The organism is Cryobacterium sp. TMS1-20-1 (genome assembly GCF_004402355.1).
In the GTDB taxonomy this organism is placed as follows: Bacteria; Actinomycetota; Actinomycetes; order Actinomycetales; family Microbacteriaceae; genus Cryobacterium; species Cryobacterium levicorallinum.
On the sequence record NZ_SOGF01000026.1, the window covers coordinates 53,828 to 73,942 of the forward strand.

At 63.1% G+C, this 20,115-nt stretch carries 25 protein-coding genes and 1 tRNA gene; 9 read left to right on the forward strand and 17 right to left on the reverse strand.

Annotated elements, in window-relative coordinates; all coding sequences use genetic code 11:
- Position 1: 1 nt before the first annotated feature.
- The 3 genes from leuC to E3O45_RS05900 all read right to left on the reverse strand — a co-directional run bounded on the left by leuC (position 2) and on the right by E3O45_RS05900 (position 3,463).
- The gene (leuC, locus tag E3O45_RS05890) at positions 2 to 1,432 is read right to left on the reverse strand and encodes a 3-isopropylmalate dehydratase large subunit (protein ID WP_134442496.1); all 1,431 of its coding nucleotides are present in this window, start codon (positions 1,430 to 1,432) and stop codon (positions 2 to 4) included.
- A 178-nt stretch (positions 1,433 to 1,610) separates the two neighbouring features.
- The gene (locus E3O45_RS05895) at positions 1,611 to 2,402 is read right to left on the reverse strand and encodes a PP2C family serine/threonine-protein phosphatase (RefSeq protein WP_134442498.1); all 792 of its coding nucleotides are present in this window, start codon (positions 2,400 to 2,402) and stop codon (positions 1,611 to 1,613) included.
- Between the two features lie 35 nt (positions 2,403 to 2,437).
- Positions 2,438 to 3,463, reverse strand: a complete 1,026-nt coding sequence (locus E3O45_RS05900) for a TerC/Alx family metal homeostasis membrane protein (RefSeq protein ID WP_092449257.1) — start codon at positions 3,461 to 3,463, stop codon at positions 2,438 to 2,440.
- A gap of 276 nt (positions 3,464 to 3,739) precedes the next feature.
- Between E3O45_RS05900 and E3O45_RS05905 the strand changes: the two genes are divergently transcribed.
- Positions 3,740 to 4,873 carry a class I SAM-dependent methyltransferase gene (locus E3O45_RS05905; protein WP_134442500.1) on the forward strand — a complete coding sequence of 378 codons (1,134 nt, stop codon included), beginning with the start codon at positions 3,740 to 3,742 and terminating at the stop codon, positions 4,871 to 4,873.
- 144 nt (positions 4,874 to 5,017) lie between these two features.
- Here the strand turns inward: E3O45_RS05905 and E3O45_RS17675 are convergent, their stop codons facing one another.
- Positions 5,018 to 5,395 (reverse strand): AlpA family transcriptional regulator, encoded by a 378-nt coding sequence (locus tag E3O45_RS17675; RefSeq protein ID WP_174843057.1) that lies wholly within the window; start codon positions 5,393 to 5,395, stop codon positions 5,018 to 5,020.
- A gap of 992 nt (positions 5,396 to 6,387) precedes the next feature.
- Between E3O45_RS17675 and E3O45_RS05915 the strand changes: the two genes are divergently transcribed.
- Complete coding sequence (locus E3O45_RS05915) at positions 6,388 to 6,732, forward strand: hypothetical protein (protein ID WP_134442502.1); 345 nt, start codon at positions 6,388 to 6,390, stop codon at positions 6,730 to 6,732.
- Positions 6,733 to 7,151: 419 nt separating this feature from the next.
- On the opposite strand, the gene E3O45_RS05920 is transcribed toward E3O45_RS05915, so the two are convergent.
- Together E3O45_RS05920 and E3O45_RS05925 are read right to left on the reverse strand one after the other, a co-directional pair.
- The gene (locus E3O45_RS05920) at positions 7,152 to 7,403 is read right to left on the reverse strand and encodes a hypothetical protein (RefSeq protein ID WP_134442503.1); all 252 of its coding nucleotides are present in this window, start codon (positions 7,401 to 7,403) and stop codon (positions 7,152 to 7,154) included.
- A gap of 106 nt (positions 7,404 to 7,509) precedes the next feature.
- The gene (locus E3O45_RS05925) at positions 7,510 to 7,764 is read right to left on the reverse strand and encodes a hypothetical protein (RefSeq protein ID WP_134442505.1); all 255 of its coding nucleotides are present in this window, start codon (positions 7,762 to 7,764) and stop codon (positions 7,510 to 7,512) included.
- Between the two features lie 756 nt (positions 7,765 to 8,520).
- Between E3O45_RS05925 and E3O45_RS05930 the strand changes: the two genes are divergently transcribed.
- Positions 8,521 to 8,877 carry a hypothetical protein gene (locus tag E3O45_RS05930; protein WP_134442507.1) on the forward strand — a complete coding sequence of 119 codons (357 nt, stop codon included), beginning with the start codon at positions 8,521 to 8,523 and terminating at the stop codon, positions 8,875 to 8,877.
- 131 nt (positions 8,878 to 9,008) lie between these two features.
- Positions 9,009 to 9,749 (forward strand): DUF3800 domain-containing protein, encoded by a 741-nt coding sequence (locus tag E3O45_RS05935; protein WP_134442509.1) that lies wholly within the window; start codon positions 9,009 to 9,011, stop codon positions 9,747 to 9,749.
- Between the two features lie 59 nt (positions 9,750 to 9,808).
- On the opposite strand, the gene E3O45_RS05940 is transcribed toward E3O45_RS05935, so the two are convergent.
- The 10 genes from E3O45_RS05940 to E3O45_RS05980 all read right to left on the reverse strand — a co-directional run bounded on the left by E3O45_RS05940 (position 9,809) and on the right by E3O45_RS05980 (position 14,777).
- A complete protein-coding gene (locus E3O45_RS05940) occupies positions 9,809 to 10,198 on the reverse strand; it encodes a hypothetical protein (protein ID WP_134442511.1) in 390 nt (129 codons plus the stop codon).
- A complete protein-coding gene (locus E3O45_RS05945; RefSeq protein ID WP_134442512.1) occupies positions 10,179 to 10,463 on the reverse strand; it encodes a hypothetical protein in 285 nt (94 codons plus the stop codon). Before E3O45_RS05945 ends, E3O45_RS05940 begins: the two co-directional genes overlap by 20 nt.
- A gap of 136 nt (positions 10,464 to 10,599) precedes the next feature.
- Positions 10,600 to 10,758: a hypothetical protein gene (locus tag E3O45_RS17485; protein ID WP_166789411.1), complete on the reverse strand. Its 159-nt coding sequence runs from the start codon at positions 10,756 to 10,758 to the stop codon at positions 10,600 to 10,602.
- Positions 10,759 to 10,772: 14 nt separating this feature from the next.
- On the reverse strand, positions 10,773 to 11,387 hold the full coding sequence (locus E3O45_RS05950) for a hypothetical protein (protein ID WP_134442514.1): 615 nt from the start codon (positions 11,385 to 11,387) through the stop codon (positions 10,773 to 10,775).
- A gap of 56 nt (positions 11,388 to 11,443) precedes the next feature.
- Complete coding sequence (locus tag E3O45_RS05955; RefSeq protein ID WP_134442516.1) at positions 11,444 to 11,839, reverse strand: hypothetical protein; 396 nt, start codon at positions 11,837 to 11,839, stop codon at positions 11,444 to 11,446.
- 83 nt (positions 11,840 to 11,922) lie between these two features.
- Positions 11,923 to 12,609: a hypothetical protein gene (locus E3O45_RS05960; protein WP_134442518.1), complete on the reverse strand. Its 687-nt coding sequence runs from the start codon at positions 12,607 to 12,609 to the stop codon at positions 11,923 to 11,925.
- Positions 12,610 to 12,611: 2 nt separating this feature from the next.
- Positions 12,612 to 12,974, reverse strand: a complete 363-nt coding sequence (locus tag E3O45_RS05965) for a hypothetical protein (protein ID WP_134442520.1) — start codon at positions 12,972 to 12,974, stop codon at positions 12,612 to 12,614.
- Complete coding sequence (locus E3O45_RS05970) at positions 12,961 to 13,962, reverse strand: hypothetical protein (RefSeq protein ID WP_134442522.1); 1,002 nt, start codon at positions 13,960 to 13,962, stop codon at positions 12,961 to 12,963. Before E3O45_RS05970 ends, E3O45_RS05965 begins: the two co-directional genes overlap by 14 nt.
- Positions 13,963 to 13,998: 36 nt before the next feature.
- Entirely contained in the window at positions 13,999 to 14,454 is a 456-nt protein-coding gene (locus E3O45_RS05975) for a hypothetical protein (protein ID WP_134442524.1), read from the reverse strand.
- Positions 14,455 to 14,576: 122 nt separating this feature from the next.
- Positions 14,577 to 14,777 (reverse strand): AlpA family transcriptional regulator, encoded by a 201-nt coding sequence (locus E3O45_RS05980; protein WP_134442526.1) that lies wholly within the window; start codon positions 14,775 to 14,777, stop codon positions 14,577 to 14,579.
- A gap of 120 nt (positions 14,778 to 14,897) precedes the next feature.
- On the opposite strand from E3O45_RS05980, the gene E3O45_RS05985 reads away from it, so the two are divergent.
- On the forward strand, positions 14,898 to 15,506 hold the full coding sequence (locus E3O45_RS05985) for a helix-turn-helix domain-containing protein (RefSeq protein ID WP_166789412.1): 609 nt from the start codon (positions 14,898 to 14,900) through the stop codon (positions 15,504 to 15,506).
- A 422-nt stretch (positions 15,507 to 15,928) separates the two neighbouring features.
- Entirely contained in the window at positions 15,929 to 17,062 is a 1,134-nt protein-coding gene (locus E3O45_RS05995; RefSeq protein WP_134442531.1) for a site-specific integrase, read from the forward strand.
- A 28-nt stretch (positions 17,063 to 17,090) separates the two neighbouring features.
- On the opposite strand, the gene E3O45_RS06000 is transcribed toward E3O45_RS05995, so the two are convergent.
- Positions 17,091 to 17,163: transfer RNA gene (locus E3O45_RS06000), tRNA-Glu, on the reverse strand.
- 143 nt (positions 17,164 to 17,306) lie between these two features.
- On the opposite strand from E3O45_RS06000, the gene E3O45_RS06005 reads away from it, so the two are divergent.
- From E3O45_RS06005 to E3O45_RS06015, 3 genes are all read left to right on the forward strand, one after another.
- On the forward strand, positions 17,307 to 17,957 hold the full coding sequence (locus E3O45_RS06005) for an MBL fold metallo-hydrolase (protein WP_134442533.1): 651 nt from the start codon (positions 17,307 to 17,309) through the stop codon (positions 17,955 to 17,957).
- A gap of 100 nt (positions 17,958 to 18,057) precedes the next feature.
- Complete coding sequence (locus tag E3O45_RS06010) at positions 18,058 to 18,804, forward strand: ABC transporter ATP-binding protein (protein WP_134442535.1); 747 nt, start codon at positions 18,058 to 18,060, stop codon at positions 18,802 to 18,804.
- Positions 18,801 to 20,093, forward strand: a complete 1,293-nt coding sequence (locus tag E3O45_RS06015; protein ID WP_134442536.1) for an ABC transporter permease — start codon at positions 18,801 to 18,803, stop codon at positions 20,091 to 20,093. The genes E3O45_RS06010 and E3O45_RS06015 overlap by 4 nt, the downstream gene beginning before the upstream one ends.
- Positions 20,094 to 20,115 lie beyond the last annotated feature (22 nt).

A 20,115-nucleotide genomic window follows, 5' to 3' on the forward strand; every position in this document is an offset into this window, starting at 1 on the left:
CTTAGTCTCCATCCTGAACGAGGTCCCACGGGCTTGAGAGCGTGCCGCGAATGGCCGTGGCGGCCGCGACGAGCGGCGACACCAGGTGGGTACGCCCGCCCTTGCCCTGTCGTCCTTCAAAGTTGCGGTTACTGGTCGACGCGCAGCGTTCGCCAGGTTCGAGCTGATCGGGGTTCATGCCGAGGCACATCGAGCAGCCAGCGAAACGCCATTCGGCGCCGAAATCGAGGAAGATCTGATCAAGCCCCTCGGCTTCGGCCTCGATGCGTACCCGGGCCGAGCCAGGAACGACCATCATGCGCAGTCCCTCCGCCTTGGTCTTGCCCTTGATGACCTCGGCGGCGGCCCGCAGGTCTTCGATCCGGCTGTTGGTGCAGGAGCCGAGGAAGACGGTATCGACCCGAATCTGCTTCATCAGCGTTCCGGCCGTCAGGTCCATGTATTCCAGGGCCCGCTCGGCCGCCGAGCGCTCATTGGCGTCGACGATTTCGGCGGGGTTCGGCACCGATCCGCTCAGCGAGACGCCCTGGCCGGGGTTGGTGCCCCAGGTCACGAAGGGTTCGAGCTCGTTGGCGTCGATGATGACCTCGGCGTCGAAGCTGGCACCCTCGTCGGTGGCCAGGGTCTGCCAGTACGCGACGGCCGCGTCCCAGTCGGCGCCGCGCGGTGCGTGGGCGCGACCCTTGAGGTAGTCATAGGTGACCTGGTCTGGCGCGACCATGCCGGCGCGGGCGCCGGCCTCGATCGACATGTTACAGATGGTCATGCGGCCATCCATGGAGAGAGCGCGAATGGCCTCGCCACGGTATTCGAGCACGTAGCCGGCTCCGCCGCCGGTGCCGATCCTGGCGATCACGGCGAGGATGATGTCCTTCGCGGTGACCCCGGTGCGCAGTGCGCCGTTGACGGTGATCGCCATGGTCTTGAACGGGTTCAGCGGCAGCGTCTGGGTCGCCATGACGTGCTCGACCTCGCTCGTGCCGATGCCGAGCGCCATCGCTCCAAAGGCTCCGTGGGTGGAGGTGTGCGAATCGCCGCAAACCACGGTGATGCCGGGCTGGGTCAGGCCGAGCTGCGGGCCGACGACGTGCACGATGCCCTGCTCGATGTCACCGAGCGAGTGCAGCCGTACCCCGTATTCGGCGCAGTTTCGGCGCAGCGTCTCGATCTGGGTGCGGCTGGTCGGGTCGGCGATGGGCTTGTCGATCGCGAGGGTCGGCGTGTTGTGGTCTTCAGTCGCGATGGTCAGATCCGGCCGGCGCAGCGGCCGGTTGGCCAGGCGCAGTCCGTCGAAGGCCTGCGGGCTGGTCACCTCGTGCAGCAGGTGCAGGTCGATGTAGATCAGGTCGGGGGTGCCGTCTTCACCCTTGGTGACGAGGTGCTTGTCCCAGACCTTCTCAGCGAGCGTGCGCAGGCCGACGTCGGAACTCATGGTCGAAGTGGGTATTACGTTGGTCATTTTGAGCGTCTTCCTCACGAATCGATGGCAGCCACGCCGAACGCCGCGACGAGGGAGGCCTCAGTACAGGGACTCGTCGCGGCAGATAAGAAGTCGGTTCAGCACCACGGATTCAGGGTAACACCTCCCCCGCAGGCCCGGTTCGCGCTGCTCAGCTGACCGTCGACTCCACAAAGACGACGCTCACGTTGTCACGTCCACCGTGTTCGATCGCAGCATCGACGAGAATCTCGGCCCTGCTGCGCCCGTCAACAGCCGAGTGGATGTCCGTGGCCAGCAACCGCGCAATCGTCACGTCGTCGAGTTCCTTGGTCAGCCCGTCGGAGCAGATCAGGAACGCTTGCTCCCCCGAAGCGGGCAGCAGCCAGACATCCGCGTCGACGAATTCGTCGGCGCCGATGGCCCGAGTGATGACATTGCGTTCCGGGTGCTTCTCGGCATCCGCTCGAGAAATCAGGCCGGCATCGACCATCTCCTGCACTGCGGAGTGGTCGATCGACAACTGGGTCAAAACGCCATCGGACCAGGTGTAAACCCGGGAATCCCCGACGTTGAAGGCCATCCAGTGATAACCGACCTCGTCGCCGGCATCGACCAGCGCGATCCCGGCCAGGGTCGTTCCCGACACAGCGGTGCCCGAGTCGCCTTCAGCGCTGAGATCACGCACGGCATCGTTCGACGAGTGGATGGCATCCAGAATGCGCTCCGGGGTGGACGGCAGGTCGCGGGCGATGTGCTCGTCAAACACGCCCAGCACGGTCTGACTGGCGACGTCACCCTGGGCGTGTCCGCCCATGCCGTCGGCCACCAGAAAGACCGGAGACTGCGCGAGAACGCTGTCTTCATTGACCTTGCGTACGTTGCCCACCTCGCTGCGCACGCTGAACACGAGACGGGCGGTGCTGCTGGAAAATTCGATGGTGCTCTGTTGATTCAGAGTCATGAATCCTCCGTTCGCCGCCACCTGGCCTCGTTCAATCATTCCCCAGCGTTGACCGAAATCTCTTCGGCGAGCGTGTGCCCACGCTTGAGGGCATCGTGACGGGCCTTGATCAGGCTCGCTATCGTTGCCACGGCCATGCTACCGATGATCACGCCGAGCGAAGTCCAGGTGTCGATCTCGGGTGCCCACAACATGGGGTCGCCGCCGTTGATGAAGAACACCTCGTTGGTGTGCATCGCGTGCAGCACGAGCTTGACGCCGATGAAGCCGAGGATGACGGCGATACCGTACTTGAGGTATTCGAGGCGTTCGAGCAGTCCGCCGAGCAAAAAGTACAGCTGCCGCAGGCCCATCAGGGCGAAGAGATTGGCCGTGAAGACGATGAACGGGCTTTGGGTGATGCCGAAGATCGCCGGAATGGAGTCGAGCGCGAAGATGAGGTCGGTCGTACCGATCGCGATGAACACGATCAGCATCGGGGTGAAGACCTTCTTGCCGTCGATCAGCGTGCGCACCTTGGAACCGTCGAATTCCGAGGACATGCTAATGCGCCGACGGAGCAAACGGATGACGCCGTTTTCTTTCTCTTCGGTTTCTTCCTCCGACGAGAACGCCTGCTTCACCGCGGTGTAGAACAGGAACGCGCCGAAGATGTAGAAGATCCAGGCGTAACTCTCGATCAGCTGGGCACCGAGCAGAATGAAGATTCCACGCAGCACGAGGGCGATGATAATGCCCACCATCAGCACTTCCTGCTGGTACTTTCTCGGCACCGAGAACCGGGCCATGATGATCACGAAGACGAACAGGTTGTCGATCGACAGGCTGTACTCGGTAAGCCAGCCGGCCAGGAATTGGCCGGCGTGTTCGGCGTCGCCCAGCACCAGCATCAGGAGCGCGAAGATCAGCGCGAGTCCCACATAGAAACCAACCCACAGGCCGGCCTCTCGCATGCTCGGAACGTGCGGGCGCTTGTAGACGATGAGCAGGTCGGCGACCAAAATCAGGGTCAGAACGACGAGGGATCCGGCTTCGAACCAGAGAGGGAGAGCGAGTTCCACGGGGGCCTTTCAAGAAATGACGGGAGTCAGGTGTTACAGAACCCGAAAGTCTCTCCCGCACCGAAAGCATCCGTTGGGAGCCCATCGATACCACCGCGACCGGGGCCCCGCCAGTGCGGCCCGTATTGACGATCGCGACATAGGGCCCGATCGGGCCCAGAGGGATACTCCCCTTCGCTTGCAGAATTCTAACAGTGCGCTGGTCGCGCCCAGCACTCGACCCCGGTCGCCGCGGCGCCACCTATAGTTGGACCTTATGACTATGGACCGGGTTCGATGACGGCCGCTGGCCCCCCACGCGAGTATCTCGACTGGTCCGAAAACGGAGTGTCGGCCTCCGCACTCTGGCGATCAGCCAACGGCGCCCCGGCCCCGAAACGTGTCGTGCCGGTTGACGACACCATCACAGCGGATGCCGCCTACCGGCTGGCCTCACAGGGTGTCGCCCTGCTCTGGACCGGCGATTTTCAGAACGCCCGCCAGATTCTGACCGCTCTGGAACACCGCACCCGGCCCCGCCCCGACAAAACCCCGCGCACCACCGCCGAACTGTTCTACCGCTACCGGCAGAACCGGTCGCACCGGGCGCGCATTCTCAGCCTGCTGCTGGTTCCGCTGGAGAGCGGCAACATCATCGGACTGCGCCGGGCACCCGACGTGGTCGCCGCCACAGTGGATGCCTATGGGAGCATCGCGGAGGCATCCGTTGTGTCGCTGCACGAGGTGCTCGGCACGATCGGTGCACACCAGTGGCGCACCAAGGGCATTCGCGTCGCCGCGCTGAACGCCTCGATCCACCCGCACTACGGCACCTTCTTTCCGGTGCGCAGCGAATACGTCGATCTCGTGGCGACGGCTCCGCTGGCCGCGCCGCGGGTGGCCTTCGACATCGGCACCGGCACCGGAGTGCTCGCGGCGGTGCTGGCGACGCGGGGCGTACCACGGGTGATCGCGACCGATCTCGAACCGCGCGCCGTGGCATCCGCTCGAGAAACGGTGTCCCGCCTGGGGCTCTCCGGGCGCATCGAGGTGCAGCTGACCGACCTGTTTCCCGAGGGGCGTGCCGATCTGATCGTCTGCAACCCGCCGTGGATTCCGGCGACCGCGCATTCCCTGCTCGACGCTGCCGTCTACGACCCCGGCTCGCGCATGCTCAAGGGCTTCCTGGCCGGCGTGATCGACCATCTGGAGCCGAACGGTGAGGTCTGGCTGGTGCTCTCCGACTTTGCCGAACTGGTCGGGCTGCGCACTCGCGCTGACCTCATGACCGTGATCGACACCGCCGGCCTGCGGGTGATCGGTGCGCTCGAAGCGGCCGCCGTGCACTCCCGGGCGACCGACACGAGCGACCCGCTGCACGCCGTGCGCCAGAGCGAGGTCACCTCGCTGTGGCGTCTTCGTACCAAATAGCACCGGTTAAACAGAAACGCCCGGCCCCTTCAAGAGAAGGAAGCCGGGCAATTGTGACCCCAGCGGGATTCGAACTCGCCTAGCGGCCTTGCTATGACACGGATAATGAAAAACACCCCCGAAATATCAAGGGTTTTGAGGCCTCTACGATTCCCGGGGGCCGTTTGAATTGTGGGGGGTTGTGTGGTTTGTGTGGGGTTTTGGTGTGGGGCCGCTCCTGCGCTCGGCCATCCAGACGTCGAGCATGACCTGGTCGTAACGCACTAGGCGGCCGACCTTGTAGAAGGCCGGGCCCTCGCCGAGGCCACGCCAGTTCGCGAGCGTCTGGGTAGCGAGGCCAGTCTTCTCTGCGACCTCGGCCGGCGTGAGCGACCTCGGACCGGTGTACGTGCGCACCTGCGGCCCCGGGGTGGCCGTCGCCGCGGGCTCGACCTCAGCGAGCACGGCCAGGACCTCCTCGCGAATGATCTGCCGGAGTGCGGCCTCGAGCATCGTCGCGCCCGTGCGTGGTGTAGTCGTCATGCCGACACCGTACGGGTGCGAAGGGCGTCCACAGCATGGACACCCTTTGATGATTGCGCGGCTCCGCGAACTCGTCGGGATGACAGGGGTACGCACTCAGCGCGTACCCCTGGCGGGTCGTTCCGGTCTTGTTAGGGACTCGCCTAAATTGATCTGCTGACCATTTCGGCGAAGCCACCAATATGGTCAGTGGACCATTTTGTCGACTCCAACAAAATGGTGCTCGGATCTGCGCGAGCTCACGAACATGACGCTGGACCATTTTCGTGACCTCACGAAGAAGGTGTCGACCATGTGCCCGGGGTCGGGTAAATGGTTCGGCGCCGCAAGGGTTTCCGCAAAGTGGTAACCCTTCAGGGGCTGCGAACTTTGCATGTCCCTTGGCATGGGGTCGGTTGAACCGACATCACCCAAGGGGGTCGGCGTTACCGAGACCCTTAGAAGGGCGACGCTCGAGACGCCCTCGGCGGGCAAGGGTACGTAAATCGGCGTACCCTTCAGGACGGAATCGACGGGCGTGATGATTTGGCCCTATCGACCAATCACGGGGCGGGTACTCAGGCGTGAGTACCCGGTAAGCCTTCTTCGGCCCGCATCTGGATGATTCTGCGCTCCAGCTCGTCCACCGATGGGCCACCAGCATAATGTGCGGCGACGGCCTGCGCGTGAGGTGACAGCTTGCGACTTTCATGGACGCCGGCCCAGAAAATTCGGGCGGTATCGTCGAGACACACCTGCCGAGCCCTCGCCTCTTCTTCGCTGGGGACATCGGGGGGCGGATCTGGACTGATCACCGGGATTCTCTGGGCACCGTTGCAGCATATCGGTGCAGTTCGCCACAGAGATGGGATGGCGGCAGCTCGACTGACATCCCTTGGGGATAACCCGTTTCTGAGTACCCCCGCGGCGCGCCGCTGACCTTGCAGCACGCCAAGGAACGGATCACAGTGGACGGAGACGCACTCACCTGAGCGCGCAAAAAGAGGAGCCCCGTGAGCAACATAACCGCCCGTCTTGATCCAGCCTGGAACACCCCGTGCGAGTTCGCCGACTGCACCCGTCGGTACCATGACCCTCACGACGTCCGTACGAATTGGCGTCACGAGGTCTTCGTCGCAGAGGGCTTCGATGAAGACACGGTCCAAGCCGAGCTGTCGGTGTACTCCGATGGCCGCCCGCCTATTGGCAGCATCGACTACATGGGCAACGGCGACCTGCAGACCGCGGCCGACTACCGCCGCGAGGCCGACATCTTCGAGGCTTTCCCCGCATGGCTCCGTAGCCTGGCAGACCGGTTGGACAGGCTGGACGAGCAGCCACAACCGGCCTCGACATAGTCGCGGCCTAGCTGCTTGGGCCGGAGAAGCCCCTAGAGGCGGCGGTTCCGACCGAACCCATGACAGCACAACGAAGCCCCGTCCCTCTCACGAGGGCGAGGCTCCTCTGTCGTCGACAGGCCAGGTCACCAGCCGGGGAATGGGATCACGCTGGCTTCCTGCTCGCGGAGCAGCCTGAACCGCTCTATTCCGGCGACGACATCCGGATCGTCAACAGGGAGCGGGCCATCTGGCATGGGTGGGAAGCCATCATCGAGCGTCGTAGGGTGAGCGTAGATCAGGCTGCGAGCAGCACCCCTCCCCCTTTCGGGGACGCGATTACTGACCGTCAGCGCAACGCCAAACCCTCGAATACCACAAAGCCCCGACCGTCTCGCGAGACGGTCGGGGCTTTGTCGTTCAGCTGTCCCTAGAACCGGCTACAGCATCCCGCGCAGAGCCTGGTTCTGGGCGGCGGTGGACGCCTGTGTCGCTGCAGCCACGGTCGCCGCTTGCGTAGCTGCTGCCTGACGCTGCAGTCTGCCATCTACGAGCATGTTGAACAACGACTCCGCCTCAGCAGCGAGCTCATCGACCGACTTTGCGGGTGGTGCAACCCGGAGGGTGACCGCGTCGATCTTGCCCCGCTCGAATGCGGCGACCGCATCTATGTATTTCGTGAACAAGCTCATGGATCTCCTTCATTGGGAGGCGCTCAGATCCCCGGATGGTTCGCGCCCCCCGCAGAACTCTCCGCACCTCTCCCAGTGGAGAGGAAGTCACAGTTGCCGAAGCGAACTATCGGACCGGCCGCCAGCGCAGGCCCTCGAGCAGAAGCCAGAGCAACATTCCGCCCGCGCCAACGGGGAACAGGACGCCGGCGAACGCGATCATCCCGAGACCGTCGAGGCCTTGACTCTGCCCACCGACAAGGAATACCAGCGCGAGCGCGAGACCGCCGCCACCGATCGCGAGGAGAGCCGTCGCGTAAGGGTTCGCCTTGACCTTCACCGCCGGCGGTGCAGTCTCGAAGAATGGTGCCTGTTCGGTCATGGTGTCCCCCTGGTGGTTGTTGCCCCGAGCTTATCGCTGGGGCTGGCCGCTGAATCGACGACGCACAACGCAGCGCCCACCACGACGGGCGGTGCCGAGTGTATGTCTACCTGTCGGCGGGGCGGAGGCGCGCTACACGCTTTGCGGCGATACGCACCAACAATTCCTCATACGTCGGCCCACCAGGGCGCACTGCGCGCCGCGCTGCTTCTTCGATCGGATACGTATAGAGGACCCGGTAGCAGTTCGCCAAGGAGACCGCGGCCGCCTTGATGCACTCCTCGCGGGTGGCCACTCTGACCGCCGGGCTAACAGGTGCAGGCGTCACCTCCTGGAAAGCCTCATTGCCCTTGGTAGACCCCTCATCGCCGCTCACGCCAGCAAAAGTACTTTAAATTTGGCATGACGGGGAGAATTCAGACACTCCGCTGCGCTCGGCCTGCGAGGGATGCAAGGCGTCCTTGCGAATCGACCACCTATAGCAGAGCCTCAGCGGGGTCGTGAGCGGCTTGTGCGGCGTTGGCGGCCAGCACGCGTGCGCTCGCGCCCTGAATGTGCGCTGACGGCCTCACTGTGACCCGGGAGTATGGCCTACGCATCACGGCGGTCATAGACTGCGATCAATTTAGAGGTGCCCCGTGTCTCCGCGTAGGACCAGAACTATTGCTTGCAGAATGATCACCTATTGCCAAGGTCTATTTCACGTGAGATCGTCAGACGACGCGTACACGTGTCGTATTCCGATCAGGAGCACCCATGCCCAAGCCCGTTCCCATCCCCATCGACATGCGTCGCCGCATCGCCGGCCGCATAGGCATGGGCGCCGGCCGCAACCAGATCGCCCGCGAGTTCGGTATCTCGACAGGGGTCGTGTCCAAAATCGCGCGTGAATACAGGCTCTACTTCGAGAACACCGGAGCCGCCTCCGTGGCCACTCAAGCACGACAGATCGACCAGTGGGCCGTGCGCGTCGACCGTGAAGACGAACTCCTTCAGGCCTATCTCGCGCTCACCAGAACGCAGAGACCAAACGGCCAAATGACACGAACCGAGAAGCGCCTCTCGTACGCCATCTACAACGTCAACCGGCATCACAAGGGGCAATACCGCTGAGGATCGAGTGCGACCGGTCACGCCTACGCGCCCGCGGGCGAGGCGTACGCGTGTGCGTCACTCTGGGCACCCGTGGTCGCAGGGCCGGCGTCGCCGATCTGACGGTCGGCAACACTCGTTAGGCTCGGTTCATGCCCACCTTCAGCGACTACGTGATCTATGTTGACGAGAGCGGCGACCACAGCCTGGACAACATCAACCCCGAGTATCCGGTGTTCGTCCTTGCCTTCTGCGTGTTCAAAGTCAGTGATTACGTGGACAGGATCGTTCCGGCCGTGGAACAGTTCAAGTTCGATTTCTTCGGCCACGACATGGTCATCCTGCACGAGACTGAGATGCGCAAGAGCGTCCCCCCGTTCCATATTCTTCGCGACGCTACCGTTCGAGAGCCGTTCTTCACCCGCCTGAATGACATCATGCGTGACTCGAGTTTCACGGTGGTCGGCAGCGCAATCGACAAAGTCCCGTTCCGTGCACGCCGCGGGAATGGTACCAATCCCTACCATGTGGCACTCCGATATGGGCTTGAACGGGTCTTCATGCACCTGCAGGAACGGCAGCAGCGAGGACGGCGGACTCATGTCATCTTCGAAAGCCGAGGCCGAAAAGAAGATGCCGAACTGGAGCTTGAGTTCCGGCGGATCATGGACGATACCAAGATGGTCGGCATGCCCGAGACGCTGGAATTTCTGTGTGTCAGCAAGAAATCCAATAGCTCGGGGCTGCAGCTCGCAGACATGGTCGCGCGCCCAATCGGGCTCAAGATCTTCCGGCCGGCACAGCAGAATCGAGCATGGGACATCATCGAGCCGAAGATGCGAAAGTCGCCCCAGGGGGTAATTAACGGCTGGGGCTTGAAGGTCTATCCGTGAAAAGCGAAAGGCCCTCGGTAGTCCGAGGGCCCAGCGCCGATCGGGTATGCCCAATCCACTTATGAAACTATTATTGCACGAGCGGCATTCCTGTGCCAGCTAGTTATCCACAGTTCGCCGGCACCGTCCGGGGCTGCTGATATCGCATATTGGATCATGATGTCTTTGCGCACGAGTCGCTCGCTGCGGGGCTTGAATCCGTATTTGTAGCGGAGGTTGGTCTGGTCGAGTTTTCGCTGTCTCAGGCGGTTCGTGAGGGCAGCCATACGCGCCGCCGTGTACTCGGTGTACGGCAGGTTGCGTTCGACCAAGAGTTTGACCGTTGCCGCCCACCGAAGGCTTTCGTCGAGGTCGATCTGCTGGGACTCCAGCTGCAGGGCTAGGTTCGCCAGCGTCTCCCATCCCTCGGCGTTGTCGTGCGCCGGCCAGCTACTCCGCGCGCGCTGCACGTGCTCGATCCTTGTCTTCGAGGATCTCCCTCTCGATGAGCTTGGCGACTGTGTTCTGTGACTTCGCGCGACTCTCCCCGGCCTTGTGACGCTTGGCCATCTCTGCGTTGAGTCCATGTTTCGCTGCTTCGAGTGCATGGCCTTCAAGTCCGAGGTCGGCAATCTTCGCGAGTTCCTGTGTGCGCCATTTGTACAGTTCACTCGTGGCCGCGAGTGCAGCCTGCCGTGTCTCGCGCTTCGAACGTTTGAAGATGTCGTCGATCATGTCGTGCTCCAAATTCTGGTGTGGTCGTGAGCTGTGTGGTGCGGGTGCCGACCAGGAGCCGGCACCCGCGGCCGTCGCATCCCCCGCGCCCTGCAGTGCGGTCAGGGATGGGACACGACGGCGGTTCATGGGGAGACTACTGGCGGCGGTACTTGAGCCGGAGAGCGTCGATCGACTGCTCGAGGTCGTAGGCGGCGGCACGGTCGGCGTCGGTCGTTGCTGCGCGGTCGGCCGCTCGCTCTCGTGCACGCCCACTCTTGGCCTGCACGTCGGCTGCGCGCTCCTCAGGCGACATCTGGACAGCCACGGCTAGTGAGCGTGGTTCTTGAGGGCACCGGGGCGGCTACCCCGAACCAGCTCGGCGAGGTCGGAGCTTTGCGGAAGACTGAGCCCCCCGTGCTGCTGCGCCACGTCCTGCACAGCCGCTCGCACCCACAGGGAGGCGTTCTCGCTGGTGTACGCGACACCTCCGAGAGTCACGTAGGCGACGTCATCACCCTGGCCGACCGACGCGAAGTTCGCACGGTCAATGTCCTCAGGCATTGCGGCCCAGTTCGCGAACCGGGTTACGCCGCCAAGGGAGAGGGCGCGGGAGGCTTCCGCGATTAGCGTGTTGTTGCGCTTGACGACGTCGGCGAGACGGCTCAATGCGGCCACGGCCTCGTCATAAGCCACGAGCGGGTCGACGTAGTCCCCCGCGGTGAACATCAGGCCGACGTCGACCTTCGTCTTAGCCTGCAGTGCGAGGGCGTCCTTCTTGCGCTTCTGCTCGAGGCGCATGGTGACGCCCTTCGCGGCGAGCTTGAACAGACTGATCTTCTCGCGGGCCTCCGCCATCTGCGTGGGCGTCACGGCCTCGCCGTCCATGGCGGCCTGCTCGAGCGCGGCGAGTTCTTCTTCGGGGGTGAATGTTGATTCGGTCATGGTGTTACTCGATTCTGCTTGATGGAACGGGGTGGTCATGGGGGTCATTGTGAAAGTCAGAGGCCGCGCTTCGCCTCGGTGGCGACCTTGGCAAGGAGTTCGTCCTTGTTCTGCAAGGCCGGGTCGGACAGGTAATGCGACTTGCGGCCACCCTGAAAGTTCGCGTTGCCGAGGTAGTGACGACCGAGGTTGTCGACGAGTTCGCCGTCCTCATGCCACCGAGCTGCGTACACCTCGTCATAAACAACGAGCGTTTCATCACCGAGATTCTCAGCGTGGACGACTGTCCCTTTTTCGGCGAGAGTTCCAACCGCCTCAGGGACTTCTGCAGCCGACAGCGCGAGCAGCCGTTCGCCAGCGAGGTTCTGCCCCTTGATCGCGCCCAGCAGGATGTTTGTGACCATGCCGTCGAGGTTGTTGGTGAACGTGACAGCGGCGCGGATTCCGGCCATGGTGTCTCCTTGGGTTGTGCCGACGGGTGCCAGCGGTTGGGTACGGGCTGGCGCGGTGGCGGCCAGCCCGAGTTGGTGGGTGGTTAGACAGCTGTACCGGTGGAGCGCATGAGCTGCCCTGTCACCGGATCGATGTAAACGTTCGGAGCTTTGCTCGTGGTCTGCGCGATGTTCTGAATGAACTGCGGGCCGGTGCGGTACGTGCCTGTTGGCAGGACCTGCGTGCCGTTTGTGCCGTAGGCCACCAGCGCCCGGTCAGACTGCACGGCGACTGCAGCAGAGCCCGCAGCGTTCGTCATCGCGAGCTGGTTGCTACCGCCCGTGAGCCTGCCCGCCGACGTTTCAATGCCCGGGAAGCCGTTGCCGGTGACGCCGACTGTGACCGGGGATGATCCGGCGACCAGGATCTTGCCGCCTGCCGTGACGTTTAGGTCGTTCTCGAGGGTGGTCGCCCCTCTCAGTCGAGTCTCGGCGGTCACGTCCAGTGTCGCTGAGAAGGTGGCCGGCCCGCCCACATCCAACGTTCCGAGACCGAGGACCTTGATGGACCCTCGCCAGATGATCGCCCCGACACCTTCGAGACTGCCGGAGATGCTCAACAGGCCGGACACTAGCTGCGAGCCGATGACGATCAGCGACTCCAGCCCGATAAACCTGGTGCGGCCATTGCTCACGGAGGTGGACGCGAGCGGGGTGGCGACGGCGCTGTGCTTCACGCGGAGCCCAAGGTCTTTCGCTGCGCCCCGTCCGAGGATGTCTCTTCTGACCATGGTTATTTCTCCTTCGTGTTGGGAATCTCTTGGGCCAAGGTGTCGAGCACCTCGGCATGGTTGCTGAGTGTTGCTGTGGCGACTGAGGCTGCTCCCCGGTCGTCGAGTCCGATCCCGGCGAGGTCGCGTTCGCAGCTGTCGCAGAGAAGCGGATTCCTCGAAAGAAGTGGGTAGTTCGGGTGGAGGTCGCACTCACTTCCCGGGATGTACCCGGTCCGACCGATGACGGCGCCGAGGCGCGCAGTCTCCTGGCGGTCGATTGCGTCGCCGCCCGCGACGGAACTATCGCAGTCGACGCAGCGAGTCTGGAACGCGTCTCCGGCGTCGTGGTTGCTGCAGCGTTCAAGGGTGCTAGAAGGGGACATTGTCGTCGTCCTCGTCGTAGTAGATCGGGTCCCACGTCGCGATGGGCTCGGCAGCGAGCGACAGCTGGGCAGGTACCGACTCCTGAGGCTGGAAGTTCCCGTCGTAGTCGGTCGGGACATCCGCGGCCAGGCGCAGCTGGTCGTAACGCTTCCTGAACGTCGGCATCGACAGGATGTTCTTCAGCCAGAAGTCGTCTTCCTGGCACCAGCGCATGATGTACTCCGCTGCGCCCAACTCTCGACCATCGTTCACGAGCATCAGCCGAGCCGAGGTCTTCCATCCCTCGGTGATCATCGGCCGCTTCGAGCCGTTTCCCACGATCAGATCAACGAGCAAGTCACAGAGGTACTGGACATCGTCGCGAACATCGTTCGATGACGTTGAGAGGTGTGTGGAGTCAGGAGTTAGGAGTAAGGAGTTAGGAGTAAGGAGTGAGGCATCAACTTCGGAACCCTTTACGGAACCCTTCGCTGAACCCTTCCCTGAACCCTTCGCGGTGCTGCTCGGATAGGTCAGACCCACCGGATCGATCGCCGTCCTGGTCAGCAGAGCTTGCACGCTGTCGACGTCGAACGCCTTCCACTCCGGGTGACTGGCGTACAGCTTGACGAGCTCGTGCACGATCACGCCGCGCAGCACGGGCGACACCGTCTTGGCGAACGCCGACACCATTGCCTTCGCTACGTTCGGCTTCTGCAGCAGGCCATCGTGCTTGAGGAACGATCGAACGAGGATCTCCTCAGTCTCTTCATCACGGATCACGAACAGGGCGCCTGCGAGCTCGTCGGCGGCCTTGACGACGTCGGCAACAGTCGTGCCCGCCGAGTGCCCCGCGATCCGCGCCGGCCGCCAGTCGGCCACACCGGCATAAGAGAGGTTCGGAGCCGACAGCAGGTGCATGTAGAGATATTGCGCAGGGACGCTCAGGGCGCGCCAGTCGTCATCACTCCACATGTCCAGCCTGATCGCTGCGTGCTCGCGAGCCACTAGCGCGGCCTCCTCTGGGTTGATACGGTCATCGACTTACAGGCCCCCCGCGGGCTCGGTGTCGCGCTCGCGAACACCGTCACCGGCAAGCTGGAAGGCGTCAGCCGCTCGGAACGCGACGTTCCCGCTCTCGTGCTCCACCACGACCCGACGAGCGACAGCAGCCAGGCTCACACCCGTAGAGATCATGAAGCGCCCGCGTTCGATGTCGTTCGCGCCATCACCATTCGCGAGACTCTTCATTAGCAAGCTGTCGGGCTGGACAACGAAGCCGGCAGCGGTCGCGACCGTCGCATTCCTGCGCAGCTCTGCGCGCGTCTCCTGTGCGATCTTGTGCATCTCGAAGAAGCGGTCGAAGATGATCGTCCAAACGGGCTCGCGGTTGCCGCGAACGACGCTCGAAACTTTTTCGTGCTCGATGTTCGGGCGGGCGTCGAACCACGCCTGAGCCTCGGCCTCGTCGATCGCGCGCTGGTCGGTCTCGGTGGTCAAACCCTTTGCCGTTCCGGTGGTCGTAGCGGTAGAATTCACGGACTGGTTCCTTACTTTGCGGTTCGAAAATCGGTTACTGCCCTCGTCGCACTGCAATGCGTCGGGGGCTTTTTCGTGCTGAGTCACGCTGCACCGAGTGCCGTGCCGAATCGGGCGCTGCCTTCGAGCCACGCAATAACTTCCGACTCGAGGTACACGACGGTCTTCGGCAGGGGCTTCCGGTATCGCGGGCCGATGCCGTTGAAACGCATCTGCGCGAGGGAGCCCTTGGTCACGCCGGGGATGAGCTGGCATACCTGCTCGGGGGAAAGATACTTGTTCACGATCACTCCTTATGTGTCAAATCATCACGATATATGGGTTATCTGTGCTGATCACAACGCTAGCATACGCAGCGCTACGATTTGCTAGGGCATCACACGATTATGCGATACTGTGATGAAATGACAACGTTTGACGGCCCCACTATAGGAAAGCGCGTTGCGCGATATCGGCAGATGAACGGGCAAAGCGCGGAGGAACTAGCCACCCGATCAGGCAAGGGATTCTCTCGGCCCGTCATTGCCAACATCGAAACGGGCCGCAAGAAGGAACTGACCGTCTCACAGCTGATCGGGCTGTCCATCGGCCTGGGCGTCTCGCCTGCTGCGCTCCTGTTCGATATCCACGAGCCCATGAGTGAAAGCGGACTGCCGATGCGAGGGCCTGCAGTGGAACAACCGCAGGGAAACATCCCAGTTATCGAAGCGGTGGAGTGGATGTCGTCACGGGATCCAGGGTCAACCTCGCGTGACAGCCTACTGTCGGCGGAGGAGCATACGCGTGCCGTAATCAACGGCTTCCAGGCACTCGACGAGCAATACGCCGAGAGAAGCAAGACACGACAGCAGATCGAAGACTTGCGCACCCAGTCTGACGGTGAGGAATTCACCGATAGGAATCTCCGCTGGGAGGACTATCTGCGCGATTCGTTGCAGAAACAGGATGCCCGAATAGCCGAGCTCTTGGTCCGTCTCGCGTCTCTTGGAGTGAATACGAGCTGGGGCGCGTAGGGCATGGCCGTGTCACACCGCTCACGGCCGTGGCCGTGCGATGCGCGCCGTGCTCTCCACCCACGCCACTACTTCAGACTCGACGTACAGCACGGTCTTCGGTGTCGGCTTCCGATAACTGGGCCCTTTGCCTGTGAAACGGAGTTGCGCGAGCTGGCCGCGGGAAAGTCCCGGGAGCATCAGGACCACCTGGTCGGGAGTGAGGTATACGGGCATGGTGTTCTTTCGGTCGGATTTCCGGGGGATGACCGTCAAGCCGTCCGCCGGAGAGACCAATGGATGGTCTCACTACTAACCCCTGCGGCGGGAAGTCTGGCCTCACAAAAAACTTCTGATCACCGCCACTCTGAGGCACCACCGCAATACCCGCCGCATGGTACTGGGTAACGGTCAACCGGTCGCCACAAACAACGGAGCACAACATGGGCAGCATCACCTCGTACAGCACAGAGGACGGCAAGCGATACCGCGTTAGGTACCGCGACCCCGACCGCAATTCTCGCGAGAAGGCTGGCTTCAGCCGCAAGAAGGACGCCGAGGACTACCTCGCGAACATCACCGTCTCGGCCCTGCGCGGCGAGTACGTCAACCCGAAGACGGCGAAGTCAACGATCGCGGACCTTGGCGACGAGTGGATCAGCAACCAGACACACCTGAAGCCATCCTCCTACGCGGCACAGGAGAGCGCCTGGCGGATCCACGTCAAACCTATGTGGGGGGCACGTCGCGTCGGTGAAATCACGCACTCCGACGTCAAGAACTGGGTCACCAAGATCACCCCCGGCCGATCGGCGACCGTTGTCATCCGCGCGTACGGCGTCCTCGCCGCCATCCTCGACGTCGCCGTGCTGGACCGCCGTCTGACGACGAATCCGGCCCGCGGTGTCAAGCTCCCCCGCAAAGCGAAGAAGAAGCGCAACTACCTCACGGCCGCCCAGGTGGAACTGCTCGCCGCGAACTCCGGTAAGAATGCAACGCTCGTCTACACGCTGGCGTACACGGGCCTGCGCTGGGGCGAGGCGACAGGTATCCGCATCCGCTCGCTCGACACCCTGCGTCGTCGGATCTTCGTCGCCGAGAATGCGGTGTGGCTCGGGGCTAGGGTCGTCGTCGGGACACCCAAGACTCACGAGGCTCGCAGCGTGCCCTATCCGAAGTTCCTCTCAGAACCGATCGCCCTCCAGTGCGAGGGCAAGGGTCGCGAGGGCCTGCTGTTCGGGGACGGAGTCAACCACCAGAGGCAGTCGGCCGGCCACGGCGGATGGTTCGAGAATGCGGTCAAGAGGTGCCAGAACGTCGACCCGAACTTCCCGAAGATCACGCCGCACGACCTTCGCCACACGGCGGCCAGTCTCGCCATCAGCGCCGGCGCCAACGTGAAAGCGGTTCAGCGGATGCTCGGCCACGCCTCCGCCGCGATGACGCTAGACACCTACGCGGACCTCTTCGAGGACGACTTGGACGACGTTTCAGACCGTCTGGATGCCGCACGAGCCGAATCAGTTGTGGGGTTTTCGTGGGGTTTGACCGCATCTGGGGAGCAAAAAACCCCGTAGACACTGGTATCTACGGGGTTTTGCATTGTGACCCCAGCGGGATTCGAACCCGCGTTACCGCCGTGAGAGGGCGATGTCCTAGGCCGCTAAACGATGGGGCCGTTTTTGCAACTTACCGAGTATGCCACACGGACCAGCGCAGTTCCAAACTGAGCGCACACGGCGCGTCGCGACAGCGGCAAAACAGCAATCACGACAGCGGATGCTGTTGCGCCACGACTCGAATCGCGGTTAGCTCGGGGACATGAAACTGACCAAGCTGGAGCATGCCGCCCTGATCCTCGAGCTCTCGGGCAAGAAGCTCTACATCGACCCCGGTTCGTTCACCACGGCGCTCACCGGCACGGCGGGCGCCGTAGCCGTCGTTATCACCCACGAACACGCCGACCATTGGACCCCGGAACAGCTGGGCCGGATCGTCGAAATGAACTCCGACCTGCGCATCTTCGCGCCGGCCGGAGTCGCTCGGGCGATCGCCGCCTTCAATGCCGATCTCGAGGTGACGACGGTGCAGGCCGGGGACGAGATCGAGGTCGCCCCGTTCAGCCTGCGCTTCTTCGGGGCGACGCACGCGATCATTCACGAGTCGATTCCGGTCATTGACAACGTTGGGGTGCTGGTCAATGACGAGTTCTACTACGCCGGTGACGCCTTCACGGTTCCCGAGGGCGTCACGGTCGGCACACTCGCCGTTCCGGCCGCGGCGCCCTGGATGAAAATCAGTGAGGCGATGGACTACGTTTTGGCCGTCCAGCCGAAGCGCAGCTTCACGACCCATGAGATGCTGCTATCCCGGGCCGGGAAAGACCTGTCTAACGCACGAATCCAAGGTGTCACCGAGCAGGGTGGCGGCGAATTCTTCGCCTTGGAACCGGGAGACAGCCTCGATCTATAGCTGCGACAGCGCACTCCCCCTCAGCAAATTTGCAGCAACTGCAAATTAGAGTGCAGTTACTGCATTTTGTAGTATCTAGCACCGAACTGAGGGACGCCCGATGGACTCCGAGTGGGTAATTGATGCGCAAGGCCTGGAGAAATCCTACGGCTCTGGCACGAGCCGGTTCGACGCGCTGAAGGGCGTATCCGTGCAGATCGCGCCGGGCGAGACCGTGGCGATCGTCGGCAAAAGCGGGTCGGGCAAGTCCACCCTCATGCACCTGCTCGCGCTGCTCGACGAACCCGACAAGGGAACACTGCAGGTCGCCGGTCAGGACGCCAAGTTGCTGTCCAAGCGCGCCGTCAACGAACTGCGCAATAAGGAATTCGGCTTCGTCTTTCAGCAGTTCTTTCTCACCCCCAACGTGAGCGTGCTCGACAACGTCATCCTCCCGCTCAAGATCGCCGGTATGGGCGGCAAGGAACGCCGCCGCATCGGCATGCAGGTTCTTACGCAGCTCGAGCTCGCCGACAAGGCCGGCAACAAGGCCACGACCCTCTCGGGCGGGCAGAAGCAGCGCGTCGTCATCGGACGAGCCCTGGTCAATTCGCCGCGCGTGATCTTCGCCGACGAACCAACCGGCAACCTCGACACCGCCACCGGCGCCGTCGTCGAAGACATCCTGTTCGAGCTGAACCGCAGCCAGGGCATCACCGTCGTCATCGTCACCCACGACGAGGATCTCGCCGCCCGCTGCGACCGCCAGATCTACATTCGCGACGGACTCATCGTCTCCCAGCTCGCCACCCACGCCCCCGCAGCACACAGCACTGCAGCAATGAACACCGCCGGAGGCGCAGTATGAGAACCAAAGACCTCGTCGCCACCGCGATCTCCAATACCTTTCGCAGCAAGCTCCGCACCACGCTGACCGTGCTCGCCATCTTCGTCGGCGCCTTCACCCTCACCCTGACCAACGCGGTCGGCGCCGGCGTCAGCCAGTACGTCGACGCCCAGGTCGGCGCCCTCGGCTCGCCCGACGTGTTCATCATCACCCAGGCCAGCGATGCGACCGCCGCCGGCGACGGCCCGGTCGAATATGACGCCGAGAGTTCCGCGTCGGTCTCCAGTCGGCAAGGTCCCCCCGGCACCACGACCAAGGCTCTGACGGATGCCGACCTCCGGGCGATCGCCGAAACGTCCGGCATCGAATCGGTCGACCCGATCCGTTCGGTGCAGCCCGACTACGTCGAATACGACTCGGGCACACGGTACGAGTTCAGCATCAACGCTACCTCGGCGGTGACCACGGCCGACCTCACGGCGGGCGCGCAGCTCGACGGCAGTGCCGAGGAGGCGCAGCTGGTGCTGCAGGACACCTTTGTGACTCCGCTCGGCTTCGCCTCCGCGGATGACGCGGTGGGGGCATCCGTTTCTATTGGGATCACCGACATTCTCGGCGAGAAGCACGTGGTCGACGCCACCGTCGTCGGCGTCTCGCTCGAGAGCCTGCTCGCTGCCGGTGCCGGGGCCAACGATGCCCTGATCGCTGAACTGGCCGACGCGCAGTCCGGCGGCATCGACACCGCCGTCACGAGCTACGGCGTGGCCGTCGCCCACTTCGATACCGCGCTCTCTGCCGAGGGCATCAGCGCGCTCAAGGCCGACCTCGCGACCGAGGGCTATTCCGCCAGCACCATCGAGGACCAGCTCGGCGCTGTGCAGACCGTGATCAATGGCATCGTCGGTGTGCTCAACGCCTTCGCCGTGATCGCCCTGATCGCCGCGGCATTCGGCATCATCAATACCCTGCTGATGAGCGTGCAGGAACGCACCCGCGAGATCGGTTTAATGAAGGCCATGGGTATGAGCGGTGGCAAGGTTTACACCCTGTTCAGCCTCGAAGCCATTTTTATCGGGTTCCTCGGCAGCGCCATCGGGGCCGGTGTGGCCATCGGCCTCGGCTCTGCGCTGAGCGCCGTGCTGTCGCAGGGCTTCCTCTCCGGATTGCCCGGGCTGAATATTCTATTGTTCGAACCGATGTCGGTGGCCTTCGTCATTCTGCTGGTCATGCTGATCGCGTTCCTCTCGGGAACCCTTCCGGCCCAGCGAGCCGCCAAGCAGAACCCGATCGAGTCGCTGCGCTACGAGTAGCGCCGGCAATCCGATAAAGCAC

Coding starts and splice junctions, on each gene's coding strand:
- leuC (WP_134442496.1), bottom strand. CDS start 1,432: ATGAGTTCCGACGTCGGCCTGCGCACGCTCGCTGAGAAGGTCTGGGAC.
- E3O45_RS05895 (WP_134442498.1), bottom strand. CDS start 2,402: ATGACTCTGAATCAACAGAGCACCATCGAATTTTCCAGCAGCACCGCC.
- E3O45_RS05905 (WP_134442500.1), top strand. CDS start 3,740: ATGACGGCCGCTGGCCCCCCACGCGAGTATCTCGACTGGTCCGAAAAC.
- E3O45_RS17675 (WP_174843057.1), bottom strand. CDS start 5,395: ATGACGACTACACCACGCACGGGCGCGACGATGCTCGAGGCCGCACTC.
- E3O45_RS05920 (WP_134442503.1), bottom strand. CDS start 7,403: ATGAGCTTGTTCACGAAATACATAGATGCGGTCGCCGCATTCGAGCGG.
- E3O45_RS05925 (WP_134442505.1), bottom strand. CDS start 7,764: ATGACCGAACAGGCACCATTCTTCGAGACTGCACCGCCGGCGGTGAAG.
- E3O45_RS05930 (WP_134442507.1), top strand. CDS start 8,521: ATGCCCAAGCCCGTTCCCATCCCCATCGACATGCGTCGCCGCATCGCC.
- E3O45_RS05935 (WP_134442509.1), top strand. CDS start 9,009: ATGCCCACCTTCAGCGACTACGTGATCTATGTTGACGAGAGCGGCGAC.
- E3O45_RS05945 (WP_134442512.1), bottom strand. CDS start 10,463: ATGATCGACGACATCTTCAAACGTTCGAAGCGCGAGACACGGCAGGCT.
- E3O45_RS17485 (WP_166789411.1), bottom strand. CDS start 10,758: ATGTCGCCTGAGGAGCGCGCAGCCGACGTGCAGGCCAAGAGTGGGCGT.
- E3O45_RS05950 (WP_134442514.1), bottom strand. CDS start 11,387: ATGACCGAATCAACATTCACCCCCGAAGAAGAACTCGCCGCGCTCGAG.
- E3O45_RS05955 (WP_134442516.1), bottom strand. CDS start 11,839: ATGGCCGGAATCCGCGCCGCTGTCACGTTCACCAACAACCTCGACGGC.
- E3O45_RS05960 (WP_134442518.1), bottom strand. CDS start 12,609: ATGGTCAGAAGAGACATCCTCGGACGGGGCGCAGCGAAAGACCTTGGG.
- E3O45_RS05965 (WP_134442520.1), bottom strand. CDS start 12,974: ATGTCCCCTTCTAGCACCCTTGAACGCTGCAGCAACCACGACGCCGGA.
- E3O45_RS05985 (WP_166789412.1), top strand. CDS start 14,898: ATGACAACGTTTGACGGCCCCACTATAGGAAAGCGCGTTGCGCGATAT.
- E3O45_RS05995 (WP_134442531.1), top strand. CDS start 15,929: ATGGGCAGCATCACCTCGTACAGCACAGAGGACGGCAAGCGATACCGC.
- E3O45_RS06005 (WP_134442533.1), top strand. CDS start 17,307: ATGAAACTGACCAAGCTGGAGCATGCCGCCCTGATCCTCGAGCTCTCG.
- E3O45_RS06010 (WP_134442535.1), top strand. CDS start 18,058: ATGGACTCCGAGTGGGTAATTGATGCGCAAGGCCTGGAGAAATCCTAC.
- E3O45_RS06015 (WP_134442536.1), top strand. CDS start 18,801: ATGAGAACCAAAGACCTCGTCGCCACCGCGATCTCCAATACCTTTCGC.